12 protein-coding genes and 1 riboswitch are annotated in these 14,100 nt (G+C 73.2%); of the genes, 5 read left to right on the top strand and 7 right to left on the bottom strand.

All coding sequences use genetic code 11. The features are described 5' to 3' along the window. Positions 1 to 68: 68 nt before the first annotated feature. Positions 69 to 1,055 (top strand): malate dehydrogenase, encoded by a 987-nt coding sequence (locus FIV44_RS22010; protein WP_141006305.1) that lies wholly within the window; start codon positions 69 to 71, stop codon positions 1,053 to 1,055. Between the two features lie 367 nt (positions 1,056 to 1,422). Here the strand turns inward: FIV44_RS22010 and FIV44_RS22005 are convergent, their stop codons facing one another. The 5 genes from FIV44_RS22005 to FIV44_RS21985 form a co-directional block, all read right to left on the bottom strand. Next, on the bottom strand, positions 1,423 to 1,653 hold the full coding sequence (locus FIV44_RS22005) for a DUF3017 domain-containing protein (RefSeq protein WP_246086551.1): 231 nt from the start codon (positions 1,651 to 1,653) through the stop codon (positions 1,423 to 1,425). Positions 1,654 to 1,736: 83 nt separating this feature from the next. Further along, a complete protein-coding gene (locus FIV44_RS22000) occupies positions 1,737 to 2,609 on the bottom strand; it encodes a bifunctional methylenetetrahydrofolate dehydrogenase/methenyltetrahydrofolate cyclohydrolase (protein WP_141006304.1) in 873 nt (290 codons plus the stop codon). A 29-nt stretch (positions 2,610 to 2,638) separates the two neighbouring features. Next, the gene (purH, locus tag FIV44_RS21995; RefSeq protein WP_141006303.1) at positions 2,639 to 4,219 is read right to left on the bottom strand and encodes a bifunctional phosphoribosylaminoimidazolecarboxamide formyltransferase/IMP cyclohydrolase; all 1,581 of its coding nucleotides are present in this window, start codon (positions 4,217 to 4,219) and stop codon (positions 2,639 to 2,641) included. A gap of 37 nt (positions 4,220 to 4,256) precedes the next feature. Beyond that, positions 4,257 to 4,333: riboswitch (ZMP/ZTP riboswitch) on the bottom strand. 12 nt (positions 4,334 to 4,345) lie between these two features. Next, positions 4,346 to 4,960, bottom strand: coding sequence for a phosphoribosylglycinamide formyltransferase (gene purN, locus FIV44_RS21990; RefSeq protein WP_425465137.1), 615 nt, complete (start codon positions 4,958 to 4,960; stop codon positions 4,346 to 4,348). A 126-nt stretch (positions 4,961 to 5,086) separates the two neighbouring features. After that, positions 5,087 to 6,388, bottom strand: coding sequence for a cell division protein PerM (locus FIV44_RS21985; protein WP_141006302.1), 1,302 nt, complete (start codon positions 6,386 to 6,388; stop codon positions 5,087 to 5,089). Between the two features lie 127 nt (positions 6,389 to 6,515). Here FIV44_RS21985 and FIV44_RS21980 point away from each other — a divergent pair, with 127 nt between their 5' ends. The 3 genes from FIV44_RS21980 to FIV44_RS21970 all read left to right on the top strand — a co-directional run bounded on the left by FIV44_RS21980 (position 6,516) and on the right by FIV44_RS21970 (position 10,467). Then, positions 6,516 to 8,420: a SigE family RNA polymerase sigma factor gene (locus FIV44_RS21980; protein ID WP_141006301.1), complete on the top strand. Its 1,905-nt coding sequence runs from the start codon at positions 6,516 to 6,518 to the stop codon at positions 8,418 to 8,420. Positions 8,421 to 8,531: 111 nt separating this feature from the next. After that, the gene (locus FIV44_RS21975; protein WP_141006300.1) at positions 8,532 to 9,041 is read left to right on the top strand and encodes an RNA polymerase sigma factor; all 510 of its coding nucleotides are present in this window, start codon (positions 8,532 to 8,534) and stop codon (positions 9,039 to 9,041) included. Next, complete coding sequence (locus tag FIV44_RS21970; RefSeq protein WP_141006299.1) at positions 9,034 to 10,467, top strand: hypothetical protein; 1,434 nt, start codon at positions 9,034 to 9,036, stop codon at positions 10,465 to 10,467. Before FIV44_RS21975 ends, FIV44_RS21970 begins: the two co-directional genes overlap by 8 nt. A gap of 79 nt (positions 10,468 to 10,546) precedes the next feature. On the opposite strand, the gene sucD is transcribed toward FIV44_RS21970, so the two are convergent. Both sucD and sucC read right to left on the bottom strand, forming a co-directional pair. After that, entirely contained in the window at positions 10,547 to 11,443 is an 897-nt protein-coding gene (sucD, locus tag FIV44_RS21965) for a succinate--CoA ligase subunit alpha (protein ID WP_141006298.1), read from the bottom strand. A 19-nt stretch (positions 11,444 to 11,462) separates the two neighbouring features. Continuing rightward, a complete protein-coding gene (sucC, locus tag FIV44_RS21960; RefSeq protein WP_141006297.1) occupies positions 11,463 to 12,629 on the bottom strand; it encodes an ADP-forming succinate--CoA ligase subunit beta in 1,167 nt (388 codons plus the stop codon). A 352-nt stretch (positions 12,630 to 12,981) separates the two neighbouring features. Here sucC and FIV44_RS21955 point away from each other — a divergent pair, with 352 nt between their 5' ends. Further along, complete coding sequence (locus tag FIV44_RS21955; RefSeq protein ID WP_141006296.1) at positions 12,982 to 14,100, top strand: M23 family metallopeptidase; 1,119 nt, start codon at positions 12,982 to 12,984, stop codon at positions 14,098 to 14,100.

Here is a 14,100-nt window from a genome sequence, read left to right as displayed (position 1 = left end):
GCCTGCCCGCGTCGGGCCGGGCGCTGCTAGCGTCGCGGGAGTCCACCGAGTTCCTTGAAGGAGTCCTTGTGAGCACCACCCCGCTCAAGGTTGCCGTGACCGGCGCGGCCGGCCAGATCGGCTACAGCCTGCTCTTCCGCATCGCCAGCGGCGCCATCGCCGGTGACCGTCCCGTCGAGCTGCGCCTGCTCGAGATCGAGCCCGCCCTCAAGGCCCTCGAGGGCGTCGTGATGGAGCTCGACGACTGCGCGTTCCCGAACCTCGCCGGCGTCGAGATCGGTGCCGATCCGGAGAAGATCTTCGACGGCGTCAACCTCGCCCTCCTCGTCGGCGCGCGTCCGCGCGGTCCCGGCATGGAGCGCGGCGACCTGCTCTCCGCCAACGGCGCCATCTTCACCGCCCAGGGCAAGGCCCTCAACAAGGTGGCCGCCGACGACGTCCGCATCGGCGTGACCGGCAACCCGGCCAACACCAACGCGCTGATCGCCGCGAGCAACGCCCCCGACATCCCCAAGGAGCGGTTCTCCGCGCTGACCCGCCTCGACCACAACCGGGCGATCTCGCAGCTGGCCGCCAAGACCGGCTCGGCCGTGACCGACATCAAGAAGATCACCATCTGGGGCAACCACTCCGCCACCCAGTACCCCGACATCTTCCACGCCGAGATCGCCGGCAAGAACGCCGCCGAGGTCGTCAACGACCAGGCCTGGATCGCCGACACCTTCATCCCGACCGTCGCCAAGCGCGGCGCCGCGATCATCGACGCCCGGGGCGCCTCCTCGGCCGCCTCCGCCGCGTCCGCGACCTGCGACGCCGCCCGCGACTGGCTGGCCGGCACCCCCGCCGGCGACTGGGTCTCCATGGCGGTCGTCTCCGACGGCTCCTACGGCGTGCCCGAGGGCCTGGTCTCCTCGTTCCCGGTCACCACCGCCGGTGGCGACTGGGAGATCGTCCAGGGCCTCGACATCGACGACTTCTCGCGCGGCAAGATCGACGCGTCCGTCGCCGAGCTGGCCGACGAGAAGGCCGCGGTCACGGAGCTGGGCCTGATCTGACCTGATCTGATCCGTACGACGAGGGGCCGGGGCCGTGGGCGGCGCCGGGGCCGTGGGCGGCGCCGGCCCCTCGTCGTACCCGGGTGTGTTCTGCCTAGGTCTGCTCCCGGGCCGCCCCCGAGCTGTAACACGTGGTTCGCGGCTGTACCGGACACTCCGCTGCTGTAACACGTTGTTCGCTGCTGTGGCAGCCGCAAGACATCGCTCGGCCCCCTCTGTGCGCGGCTGGTACCGCAGGCATCGGGCTGGTAGAGCAGCGGACTACGTGTTACAGCGCGCCAGGAAGCCCGCCCCGCGGTCCGCTCCGGCGGTGTCGCGGGCGCCCCGGGGCGATGGATCGGCAGGAGCGACGGCAGAGCCGGAGAGCTCAGGTCTGCTCGGGGATCGCGGCGGCGAGCAGGAAGAGCCCCACGGCGACGGCGACCAGGATGCCGACGTCGAGGAAGCGGTGGCGCACGGCGAGCATGCCGGCGTCCTTCTCCGGCAGCACGAGGCGCAGGCCCGCGGCCGCGACGAGCGCGCCCGACACGATCCGCAGGCCGACCCGCCAGTCCGAGGCAGACGCGACCACGAGGCCGACGCCCACGACGACCAGCACGGCGATGTAGCAGGCGCCGCCGATCGTCGAGGGGTACCGGCGCGGCTCCTCCTCGGGGAGCTGCTCCTCGGGGGTCTCGTCGTTCAGCGCGTTGCCTTCCCGCTCAGCGCCGCCTGCTGCTCCGCCATCGCGACCACATTGGCCAGCAGCATGGCGCGGGTCATCGGTCCCACCCCGCCGGGGTTCGGCGAGACCCACCCGGCGACGTCCCACACGTCCGCGGCGACATCGCCCGCGATCTTGCCGTCGACCCGGCTCACGCCCACGTCGAGGACCGCGGCGCCCGGCTTGACCATGTCGCCGGTGACGATGTCGGGGACGCCGGCGGCGGCGACCACGATGTCGGCCTTGCGCACGTGGGCGGCGAGGTCGACGGTGGCGGTGTGGCACAGGGTGACGGTGGCGTTCTCGGAGCGCCGGGTCAGCAGCAGGCCGAGCGGACGGCCCACGGTGATCCCGCGGCCGACCACGACCACCTCGGCGCCCGCGATGGGGACGTCGTGGCGCCGTAGCAGCTCGACGATGCCGTACGGCGTGCACGGCAGCGGCGCCTCGTTGCCCAGCACCAGCCAGCCGAGGTTGGTGGGGTGCAGGCCGTCGGCGTCCTTGGCCGGGTCGATCAGGCCGAGCACCCGGTTCTCGTCACGACCGCGCGGCAGGGGCAGCTGGACGATATAGCCGGTGCAGGCGGGATCGGCGTTGAGGGCGGCGACGGCCTCCTCGATCTCCTCCTGCGTCGCGACCTCGGGCAGGTCGACGCGGATCGAGGCGATGCCGACCTCGGCGCAGTCCTTGTGCTTGCCGTTGACGTACCAGCGCGAGCCGGGGTCGTCGCCCACCAGCACCGTCCCGAGCCCGGGGGTGATCCCCTGCTCGCGGAGCTTGTCGATGCGGACGCGCAGCTCGTCCTTGATCGCGGCAGCCGTGGCGTTGCCGTCGAGCTTCTGTGCAGTCATCGGGTCGATCCTCTCAGGCGCGCAGCGGCTCAGTGGAAGAAGTGGCGGGTGCCGGTGAAGTACATGGTGACCCCGGCCGCCTTGCAGGCCGCGATGGTCTCCTCGTCGCGCACCGAGCCGCCGGGCTGCACGATGGCCCGTACTCCAGCATCCAGCAACAGCTGCGGGCCGTCGGCGAACGGGAAGAAGGCGTCGGAGGCGGCCACCGCGCCGCGGGCCCGCTCCTGGCCCTCGACGAGGGTGTTGGCGCGCTCGACGGCGAGCTTGCAGGAGTCGACCCGGTTGACCTGACCCATGCCGATGCCGACCGCGCCGCCGTCCCTGGCCAGCAGGATGGCGTTCGACTTGGCCGCGCGGACCGCGCGCCAGGCGAAGGCGAGGTCGGCGAGCGTCTGCTCGTCGGCCGCGTCGCCGGTCGCCAGCGTCCACGCGGCCGGGTCGTCGCCCTCGGCCTGGAAGCGGTCGGTGTGCTGCATCAGCAGCCCGCCGCTGATCGGCCGGGTCTCGACCCCGCCGGCCGCCAACGGCTCGGCGACCAGGATCCGGAGGTTCTTCTTGCGGGCAAGCACCTCGACCGCGCCGTCGTCGTACCCGGGCGCGACGATGACCTCGGTGAAGATCTCCGCCACCTGCCGGGCCATCTCGACCGAGACCGCGACGTTGGTGGCGATCACGCCGCCGAATGCGGAGACCGGGTCGCACTCGTGCGCCCGGCGGTGCGCCTCGGCCACGTCGGCGCCGACGGCGATGCCGCAGGGGTTGGCGTGCTTGATGATCGCCACGGTCGGAGCGTCGCCGTGGTCGTACGCCGCGCGGCGGGCCGCGTCGGTGTCGACGTAGTTGTTGTAGGACATCTCCTTGCCGTGCAGCTGCTCGGCGGCGGCGAGCCCGCCGGGGCCGTAGCCCGAGCGGTAGAGGGCGGCGGGCTGGTGCGGGTTCTCGCCGTAGCGGAGCACGGCCTGCTTGTCCCAGGTGCCGCCGATCCAGGCCGGGAAGCCGGTGCCCTCGGAGGAATCGGTCAGCACCGAGCCCATCCAGGAGGCGACCTGCACGTCGTACGTCGCCGTGTGGACGAACGCCTTGGCGGCCAGCGCCTCCCGCTCGGCGAGCGTGAAGCCGCCGGCGCGGGCGGCCCCGAGGGCGCGAGCGTAGTCGGCGCCGTCGGTGACGATCGCGACCGAGGCGTGGTTCTTGGCGGCGGCGCGGACCATCGACGGGCCGCCGATGTCGATCTTCTCGATGCAGTCCTGGATGCCGGCGCCGGAGGCGACGGTGGCGGCGAAGGGGTACAGGTTGACGACGACCAGGTCGAAGGGCGCGACCTCGAGCTCCTCGAGCTGGGCGACGTGCTCGGGCAGACGGCGGTCGGCGAGGATGCCTGCGTGCACGCGGGGGTGCAGCGTCTTCACCCGGCCGTCGAGGCACTCGGGGAAGCCGGTGAGCTCCTCGACCCTGGTGACGGGCAGGCCGAGGCCCTCGATCAGCGCGGCCGAGCCGCCGGTCGAGACCAGCTCGACGCCGGCGTCGTGCAGCCCGCGGACCAGGTCGTCGAGGCCGGTCTTGTCGAACACGGACACCAGCGCCCGCTTGATGGCGATCTGGTCGGTCATGGTCGTCTCCTCATGGGATCGGTCGGTCGATCTCGATGAGGGGCACCCAGGCGGTCGATGCCGGCTCGTTCACTCCCCGGTGGTTGCCCACCCGCGCCAGTCGTGTGGGGCCAGTCTACGAGCGGATCAGCCGCCGAGGCGAACTCGCCGGCCGTCGACGCTGAACCCCTCGCGGGCCATCCGGCCGACCGACTCCACGAGCATGCCACGCTCCGCGACCTTGATCCGCTCGTGCAGGGTCTCGACGGTGTCGTCGTCCTCCACGGGTACGACGGTCTGCGCGACGATCGCGCCGGTGTCGACCCCCGCGTCGACGACGAACAGGGTCGCGCCGGTCACCTTCACGCCGTACTCCAGGGCGTCGCGGGGACCGTGCATGCCCGGGAAGGACGGCGACAGCGCGGGGTGGGTGTTGACGGTGACGCCGCCGAAGCGGTCCAGGAACCTCTCCCCGACGAGCTTCATGAACCCGGCGAGCACGACCAGGTCCGGCTCGAAGGCGGCCACCTTGTCCGTCAGCGCCCGGTCCCAGTAGGCCCGGCTGCTGTAGTCGCCGACCTTCGCGACGAAGGTCGGCACGCCGGCACGCTCGGCCCGGGCCAGGCCCTCGATGTCGTCGCGGTCCGCGCCGACGGCCACCACGCGGGCGCCGTACGACGGGTCGGCGCAGGCGTCGAGCAGCGCCTGGAGGTTGGTGCCGGAGCCCGACACGAGGACGACGAGGCGGGGGCGAGCGGGCACGGGCGGGATTCTAGGCTGTGGCCGACCGGAGGCCCGGACTTCTGGACCTTTACTTGCGCTTCTTGACCGTTGCAACGGTCGAGAAGCGCGGGAATCGCCGCTGAGGAGGTGATTCCTGCGCGGCGCTCAGCCCCGCTGCGGCAGCCGGTCGCGGACGGAGCGCAGCGCGCCGCGGACCCGGCCGTCGCCGTCGCGCTGCCACCAGCAGACCACGACCGCGCCGATCACGCCGCCGATGCCGAACGAGGTGATGGCGTGCAGCAGGACGTCGAAGGTGTACGGCCCGACGTCCTGCATCCGGCCGGGGCCGACGGCGCCGCCGGCGACGCCGGACACGAGGGCGAGGACGACGCCGGCGGAGATCCCGCCCGCGCAGCCGCGGATCGCCGCCCGGTCCCAGGCGAGGACCGGCCGGTCGCGCTGGACCTGCCCCGCGACCAGCACCGCGAGGAGCACGGGGGTGAGCATCAGCCAGTCCGTCCACCACGGCTGGCTGCCCTGGTCGGGCAGCGCGGCGAGCAGCGGGAACATCGGCAGCGGCCCGAGCACGACGGCGGTCGTGGAGACGGTGGTGCCGGCCCCGACGGTGAAGCCGGGGCCGAGGAGGTAGGCGCTGGAGAAGAGCAGCGCGTTGGGGAGCAGCAGCAGGGTCAGCACGGTCATCAGCGCCACGCCCCCGGCGTCGGCGTGCAGCTGGGAGACGACATTGGCGGCGGTGGAGAAGTCGAGCACGAAGGCGGCGAGCAGCGCGACCAGGCACACCAGCGCCCAGCGGGTGAGGATCCGTCGGGCGACGAGGCCGACGTCCCGCACCGCGGGAGGTACGACGGGCAGCCAGATCGCCGCGCGCCCCGAGCCGAACGCGATGGCCGGCCCCCCGACCGCGAGGCCGAGCAGAACCGACCAGAGCACGACCCGCGCCGGGACGGGCGAGGAGGCCGCGGTGGCGGCGAGCGAGGCGGTGAGGACGCCGACCACGGCGTACGCGACGGTGAACAGCCCGGCGGCGTACGGGACGGTGAGGTCGCGGGCGCCGTCGGCGATCCGGTCGGCGTCGGGGCCGTGCCCGGAGATCGACTCGCCGACCCGGTGCCCGACCCGCCACACCACCCAGGCGCAGAGCAGGGTGAGGCCGAGCGGGATCGCGGTGATCCGCACGCCCTCGACCACGACCGTCGAGCCGTGCGCCATCAGCCAGCCGTGGGCGCCCACCCGCAGCGCCCCACTCGGGGCGCCCTCCCCGCCGGCGTCGGTGAGGAACCAGCCGACGACCGCGATCGCCATGCAGACCAGCAGCGGCGCCCCGGCCGCGATCACCCCGCCGATGGTCGCGGTCGGCACGAGCGGGCGCGTGGTGGCCAGCTGCCGGCGCAGGTCGGCGTCGGCGTCCGCGGAGCGGCGTACCGGTGGGGACTGCAGCGAGGTCATGGTCCGTCCATCTTCACGCGGACGGACCGGCGCGGCGGCCGCGCCACGCCGGGACCGCCGGAGAGACCAGGACCACGGTGGGTGCGGTTGGGGACCCTGCCGCCACCGGGCGTACGGTGGTGCGGCCATGGACGCGAGCAACGGGGACCTCACGGGGAGCTTCGACGCCTTCTACAAGGACGCCCGCGACCGGCTGCTGCTGCAGACCTTCGCGCTCACCGGCGACCTCGCGGTCGCGCGGAGCGCGGTGCGCGAGGCCTTCGTCGTCTCCTGGCACCACTGGCGCAAGACCGGCCGGCTCGCCGACCCGGAGAGCGCGGTCCGCCCCGACGCGTGGCGCAAGGCCCTGCGCCGCAGCAGCACCCGCCCGTGGCACCGCAAGAAGGACCTCGGCGAGGAGACCCGCCGGACCCTCGACGCGCTCGGCGCGCTGCCCGTCGTCCAGCGCAAGGCACTGCTGCTGACCCAGCTCGCGGCGGTCACCATGGAGGAGATGGCCGGCGAGATCGGGCTGCCGGCCGAGGCGGCCGAGCGCGAGCTGCAGCAGGGCGCCGCGCAGTTCGCCACGGCGCTGGAGATCCCGACCTCGGCGATCCCGCTGGCGCTCAACGCCCTCGGCGACGCGACCCGCTCGGTCACCTGGCCGCGGGTCACGATCATCCGGCGGGCCGGCGCCGCCCGGCGCCGCGCGCACACCGTGATCGGCGGCGCGGCCGCGGTCGTCGCCCTCGTCGCCGGCGGCGCCGTGGCCACCGACAGCACCGGCGTCCGCCCGACCCTCGACCGGGAGGGAACGCCGGTGTCCAGCGGACCCACCCCGGCGGGCCCGGCCATCACCACGCTGCCGGACACCACCCTGCTGCCCGTCGACGCCGTCCAGCAGGCCCTGACCGGCCGCGGCTGGCGGGAGGGCACGACGTCCGACAACTCCTCGGGCAACGGCCTGGTGCTCCCCTGCCAGCCCACGCGGTACGCCGACCCGCAGGGCACCGCCGCCTGGGTCCGCACCTACCGCGACCGCTCCCGCCCCAAGACGCCCCGCAACGTCATCCAGGTCGCCGAGGCGTCCTCCACCGAGCAGCGCGCCGTCCGCACCTACCGCCACACCCGCCGCTGGTTCGCGACCTGCCCCTCGCCTGCCGAGGACGCCTCGACCATGCCGCGGATGCAGCTGGTGAGCACCGCGGACCTGCCGGGCGTCGGGGACCAGTCGACACTGTTCGTGCTGCGCTCGCGCGGCGACGCGACGACGTACGTCGTGGGGGTGGCGCGCAGCGGCCTGTTCACCACGGTCACCTCGCTCTCCACGACCGCACCGCCGGCGCGGGTCAACCGTGCCGGCGTCGCCCGGATGCTGGCGACGGCCGTCGGCCGGATCTGCGCGCTGCCGGCGGCAGGCGGGTGCGCCGACCCGAACCCGACGGTCACCCCGCGGGCGCCGTACCGGGCCAGCCGGACCCCGTGGATGCTCTCGGAGCTCGACCTGCCGCCGATCACCCCCGACCCCGGGCCGTGGGTGGGCACGCCGGCCGCCGCGCTCAACGACGACCGGATCGACGCCGGTGCCATCGGCTGCAACACCGTCCACCTCTACGGCAAGTTCCGCGGCAAGGCGATCCAGGCCAACAGCTACCGCACCTTCGTCCTCAGCAACGCCAAGCTGCCGCCCCAGGTGGGCCTCACCCAGACGGTCGGCAACCTGCCGGCCAAGGCGGCCGGCGGCTTCGTGGCCAGGTTCCGCGAGCAGATGGCGGCCTGCCCCGAGCTCGACGCCACCGCCGGCACCGAGGTCCAGGAGCTGGCACAGACCGGGACCGGCGCCACGGCGCTGTCGGCGTGGCACCTCAGCACCGCGCTGCCCGGCGACCGCACCATCGAGTACGACGTCGCGGTGCTCCGCCAGGGCACGGCGGTCTCGGTGCTGGTCTACGTCGCCGCGCCCAAGGCCCGGATCGAGAACGAGGACTTCGTCGCGCTCGCGCAGCGCGCCCTCGAGCGGCTGGGGCGCAGCGCTCCCTACGATCGAGGCTGACCGGAAGATTTCTCGCACCCCCGTGCAACCGGGCACGGCCCTGCGGCGTATCCCTCCCGAAAGCGCCCGCGAGGGCGGGCACAGGGCGGGTCAGCCCGGGAGGAGGTCGGCGTGGACGCTGCTGAGTTCGACGAGTTCTACGCGGGCTCGTTCCGGCGCGTGACCGGACAGGTCTACGCGATGATCGGCGACCTCGAGGAGGCCACCGACTGCACGCAGGAGGCGTTCGCACGGGCGTGGGCCCACCGCCGCAAGCTGGATCGTGCGGCCTACCCCGAGGCCTGGGTCCGCACCACCGCCCACCGGCTCGCCGTCAGTCGCTGGCGACGGCGCAGGCGCGGGGAGAGGTCGCCCGACCGGGCCCTGCAGGACGTGCGTCCCGCCGCCGCGGTCGACGAGGCGCACGTCGCCCTCGTCGCCGCGCTGCGCCAGCTGCCCGAGGCCCAGCGCCAGGCGCTGGTCCTCCACCACATCGCCGATCTCCCGGTCCAGCAGGTCGCGGCCGAGGTCGGCGTTCCCGAGGGAACGATCAAGGCCCGGCTCAGCCGGGGACGGGCGGCGCTGGCCGCCCTGCTGGCCGATGAGCCCGATCTGGCGGGAGGAGGGGCGACCCATGCCTGAGCAGGACCCCATCGACGAGCTCGCCCGGCTCGGAGCCGACCTCGGCCGCGCAGGAGGAGACATGCCGCTCTCTGCCGCCGCCGTGCGTCGCCGTGGCGACCAGATCCGCCGCCGTCGTACGGCGCTCGTGGCGGGGGGCGCCGCGCTCGCGGTCGCCGCCGTCACCACCCCGATCCTCGCGCTGGCCGGCCACGACAGCAGCGACCGGGACCTGGTCACCAAGGACCCCGCCGCCGCGCTCGGCGAGCACGACCTGCTGACCGACGACGACACCGTCTACAGCGAGGGCTCCGACTGGTTCGCCATCGACACCGTCGAGGGCGACGGCCAGGCGGCCTTCCACCCGTGTGCCCGGTCCAGCCTGACCGGACTCGGCGCGACCGGGGTGTTCCAGCGTCGGTTCGAGATGCGCAACACCGAGGACCCGTCGGTCGAGGTCACGGGCGACCACTTCGCCGAGGCGATCGCGCAGTTCCCCGATGCCGCGACCGCGGCCGCCGCCTACGACACGATCGCGCAATGGGTGCGGGACTGCACCGAGCAGCTCGCCGCGACCGACACCCCGGACTACCGGGCCTACGAGCCCCGGCCGGTCGACGCCGAGGTCCGGGACAGCCAGGCACTGGTCATCGACGCCACCTACGGCCCGGTGCCGAAGAGCATCGACCCGTCCGGCGAGGGCGCCTACATCGCCGAGACCGGCCTGGTCCGGGTCGGCGACCGGATCGCCGTCCTCGCCTCGACCGTCGTCGGCCAGGACTACGACTTCACCGACGGCACGCCGGTGGAGCGGATGATCCCGGTCGCCGCGGACCGGCTCCGGCCGGGCGCGGACGAGCCGTTCGACCCGACCGCCGTCGCCGGCACCCGGCTCCCCGACGACTTCCCCCTCGCCTCCGGCTGGCCGGCGACGGGCAGCGACAGCCCGGACCCGCTCACCGGCCCGATGCGCGGGCTGGACCCGATCACGCTGTCGGCGTGCGGAGCGGTCCCGTCCGAGCCCCGCCGCTCCGACCGGCTCAGCGCGGAATGGGTCGACGTCGAGGACGTCCGCTTCCGCCAGCTGACGACCTACCCCACCGAGGACGCCGCCGCGCGGGCCGTCGCGGGGATCCTCGAGGTCTACCGCGACTGCCCGCAGGACTCCTCCTCCGGCGACGGCTCGGTGCAGCGCTGGGAGGTCCGCGACCGCGACGCCGGCACCGAGGCCCACGTCGTCCTCGGCTGGACCGAGATCGACGGCGCGTCCACGACGTTCGGCGACACGACCCTCGTCGTCCGGGCCGGCAACGCCGTGCTCGTCGAGACCCGCGGCGGCCATGCGGGCAACCCGCAGGGCCGCGAGCAGGAGGTCATCGACGAGATCACCGCCGCCGCGGCCGAGGTCGTCGACCGGATGTGCGCGTTCGCCGCCGCCGGCTGCTGAGGCCCCACAACGAGTCGTGTGCCTGAGACCCCGGATTCCCGGGCTCTCAGGCACACGACCTCTCAGCAGGTAGAGCCGCTCAGAGCGACTGCAGGATCTCCCGGGCGAGAGCCGCGGTCGCGGACGGCGTCTTGCCGACCTTGACGCCGACGGCCTCGAGGGCCTCCTGCTTGGCAGCCGCGGTGCCCGCGGAGCCCGACACGATGGCGCCGGCGTGGCCCATGGTCTTGCCCTCGGGAGCGGTGAAGCCCGCGACGTACCCGACGACGGGCTTGGTGATATTGGCCTTGATGTAGTCCGCGGCCCGCTCCTCGGCGTCGCCGCCGATCTCGCCGATCATCACGATCACCTTGGTCTCCGGGTCGTCCTCGAAGGCCTGGAGCGCGTCGATGTGCGTGGTGCCGACGATCGGGTCGCCGCCGATGCCGATGGCGGTCGAGAAGCCGAAGTCACGCAGCTCGTACATCATCTGGTAGGTCAGCGTGCCCGACTTCGACACCAGGCCGACCGGGCCCTTGCCCGCGATGGTGTGCGGCGTGATGCCGGCCAGCGACTCGCCCGGCGTGATGATGCCGGGGCAGTTCGGGCCGATCATCCGGGTCGACTTGCCCTGCAGGTACGACCACACCTCGGCCGTGTCCTGGACCGGGACGCCCTCGGTGATGACCACGATCAGCGGCATCTCGGCGTCGATGGCCTCGATCGCGGCGTCCTTGGTGAACGCCGGCGGGACGAAGAGGACCGACACGTTCGCGCCGGTCTCCTTCATCGCCTCCGCGACGGTGCCGAACACGGGGAGCTCGACGTCGTTGCCGTCGTGGTCCTGGTGCGTCACCGTGGTGCCGGCCTTGCGCGCGTTCACGCCGCCGACGATCGTCGCGCCCGAGTCGAGCATCAGGGCGGTGTGCTTGGCCCCCATGCCGCCGGTGATGCCCTGGACGATGATCCTGCTGTCCTTGTTGAGGTAGATGCTCATCTGTCTATCGCTCTCTATCTCAGGCGTTCGCCAGCTCGGCGGCCTTGTCGGCCGCGCCGTCCATGGTGTCGACCTGCGTGACGAGCGGGTGGTTCAGCTCGTCGAGGATCGCGCGGCCCTGCTCGACGTTGTTGCCGTCGAGGCGGACGACGAGCGGCTTGGTGGCCTTGTCGCCGAGGAGCTCGAGGGCGCCCTTGATGCCGTTGGCGACCTCGTCGCACGCGGTGATGCCGCCGAAGACGTTGACGAACACCGACGTGACCTGCTCGTCGTTGAGGATGACGTCGAGGCCGTTGGCCATCACCTGCGCGTTGGCGCCGCCGCCGATGTCGAGGAAGTTGGCCGGCTTCACGCCGCCGTGGTTCTCGCCGGCGTACGCGACGACGTCGAGGGTCGACATGACCAGGCCCGCGCCGTTGCCGATGATGCCGACCTGGCCGTCGAGCTTGACGTAGTTGAGGCCGAGGTCCTTGGCCTTCGCCTCGAGCGGGTCGGCCTCCTCGCGGATCTCGAACTCCTCGTGGTCGGGGTGACGCACCTCGGAGGCGTTGTCGTCGAGCGACACCTTGCCGTCGAGGGCCTCGAGCTTGTCACCGGCGAGCCGCGCGAGCGGGTTCACCTCGACGAGGGTGGCGTCCTCCTCGACGAAGACCTTGTAGAGGTCCTCGATCATCTTCACGGCCTGCTCGAAGACGGGCTCGGGGAACTTCGCCTCGGTGGCGATCTCGCGGGCCTTGGCCGCGTCGACGCCCTTGCCGGGGTCGATGCCGATCTGCTTGACCGCGTCGGGGTTGGTCTTGGCGACCTCCTCGATCTCCACACCGCCCTCGACCGACGCGATGCACAGGTACTGCCGGTTGGACCGGTCCAGGAGGAAGGAGAAGTAGTACTCCTCCTCCGGCGGGGTGGCCGGGGTGACCAGGACGCGGTTGACCGTCAGGCCCTTGATCTCCATGCCGAGGATGTTGGACGCGTGCTCGAAGGCCTCGTCGGGCGTCTTCGCGAGCTTGACGCCGCCGGCCTTGCCGCGGCCGCCGGCCTTGACCTGCGCCTTGATGACGGTCACGCCGCCGATCTGCTCCGCCGCGGCCCTGGCCTCCTCGGCGGTCTCGACGACCGTCCCGAGGGTGGTGGCCACGCCGTGCTTGGCGAAGAGCTCCTTCGCCTGGTACTCCATCAGGTCCACTGATACGTCCTCACGTCTTGGTCAGAGGTTCGGTGCGCAACAGCGGCACACCCCCGGGCACGATAGTCCCGACCCACGAGTAGGACGAGTCCGGGAGCCGCCCACTGGACCCGACGTGACAGGGGTCACGCGGTCCGGGCGGTTCCGGGCCGTTCCCGGCGTTCTGCTGCGTGTCCACAGGATCCGGACATACGATTTCGGGGCCGTCCCGGCATCGGCTATGGTCGGCACGCACGTTTCACCCGGCTGTCACCTGACAGCCACCCCGGCCGGGGCCGCCACTCGGGGCCGCCCGACGCTGGGAGCGGGGGGAGCGAGCCTGCACGATCGTCCCCCAAGGAGTCAGCAGTCGATGGGTAACCACCGAGCGGACCACAACGCGCCGCGCCCGGAATCGACCCTCGGCTCCTCCACCACCGGGTCGACGTACGTCGGGAAGCGCGTCGCCCGCCGCTCGGAGACCGAGACCCCTGCGACCCCCTCGACGTACGTCGGCAAGCGGGTCGCGCGGCCGGTCGAGCCCGTCGTCCCGGCCGTCGTGGAGCCGGTGGCGGTGATCGCGGAGCCGGCGCTGGCTGCCGAGGCCGTGGCGCCGCTGCGCACCCTCGAGCGCGCGCCCACGGTCGAGCTGCCCGCCCTGCGCGACATCCCGCTGGCCGACCCCGTCTCCGACTCCTCGACCACGCTGCGCGCCGTCCAGCCGGCCGGCAAGCGCCGTGCCGTCAAGCACGCCGGCGCCCGCGGGCCGCTGTTCCGCGGCCTGCCCACACTGCCCGTCGCCGTCGGCGTCGCCACCATCGCGGTCGCGGTCGGCGGCGTCGTCACCTCGGCCGACCCGCAGCTGGCCGCCGCCGGCGACCGCCTCAGCTCCCCCAACGCGCTGACCGGCTCGTTCGGCAGCGCCGTCGTCGGCACCCGCGCCGAGACCGTGAGCCGCGACTCCGACCGCGACGCCCTCGCCCAGGCCGCCGGCAGCGACCTCGTCGCCGAGGCCGAGCGCTCCGCCGCCGAGCGCACCAGCGCCCTCGGCAACCTGGCCCGCGACGCCGAGCGGGAAGCCGCCGAGATCGCCCTCAACAAGTGGGTGCTCCCCCTCGCCAGCTACCGGCTGACCGCGAAGTTCGGCCAGTACGGCCTCTGGTCCAGCTACCACACCGGCCTCGACTTCGCCGCCCCTCCGGGCACCCCCATCCGCGCCGTCGCCAACGGCAAGGTCACCTCCGCCGGCTTCGACGGCGCCTACGGCAACAAGACCGTCATCACCCTCGACGACGGCACCGAGCTCTGGTTCTGCCACCAGAGCTCGTTCAACGTCTCCCCCGGCGACACCGTCCGCGCCGGCGAGACCATCGGGTACGTCGGCAGCACCGGCCACGTCACCGGCCCCCACCTGCACCTCGAGGTCCGCCCCGGCGGCGGCGACCCGGTCGACCCGGACGCGGCGCTGCGGCAGCACGGCGTCACGCCGTAG

Source organism: Nocardioides humi (genome assembly GCF_006494775.1).
GTDB lineage: Bacteria > Actinomycetota > Actinomycetes > Propionibacteriales > Nocardioidaceae > Nocardioides > Nocardioides humi.
This window is presented reverse-complemented; position numbering and strand designations above follow the sequence as displayed.

Excerpts from the sequence above, each read along its gene's own strand:
- FIV44_RS22000 (WP_141006304.1), bottom strand. The coding sequence starts at position 2,609 with ATGACTGCACAGAAGCTCGACGGCAACGCCACGGCTGCCGCGATCAAG.
- purH (WP_141006303.1), bottom strand. The coding sequence starts at position 4,219 with ATGACCGACCAGATCGCCATCAAGCGGGCGCTGGTGTCCGTGTTCGAC.
- FIV44_RS21985 (WP_141006302.1), bottom strand. The coding sequence starts at position 6,388 with ATGACCTCGCTGCAGTCCCCACCGGTACGCCGCTCCGCGGACGCCGAC.
- FIV44_RS21980 (WP_141006301.1), top strand. The coding sequence starts at position 6,516 with ATGGACGCGAGCAACGGGGACCTCACGGGGAGCTTCGACGCCTTCTAC.
- FIV44_RS21970 (WP_141006299.1), top strand. The coding sequence starts at position 9,034 with ATGCCTGAGCAGGACCCCATCGACGAGCTCGCCCGGCTCGGAGCCGAC.
- sucD (WP_141006298.1), bottom strand. The coding sequence starts at position 11,443 with ATGAGCATCTACCTCAACAAGGACAGCAGGATCATCGTCCAGGGCATC.
- FIV44_RS21955 (WP_141006296.1), top strand. The coding sequence starts at position 12,982 with ATGGGTAACCACCGAGCGGACCACAACGCGCCGCGCCCGGAATCGACC.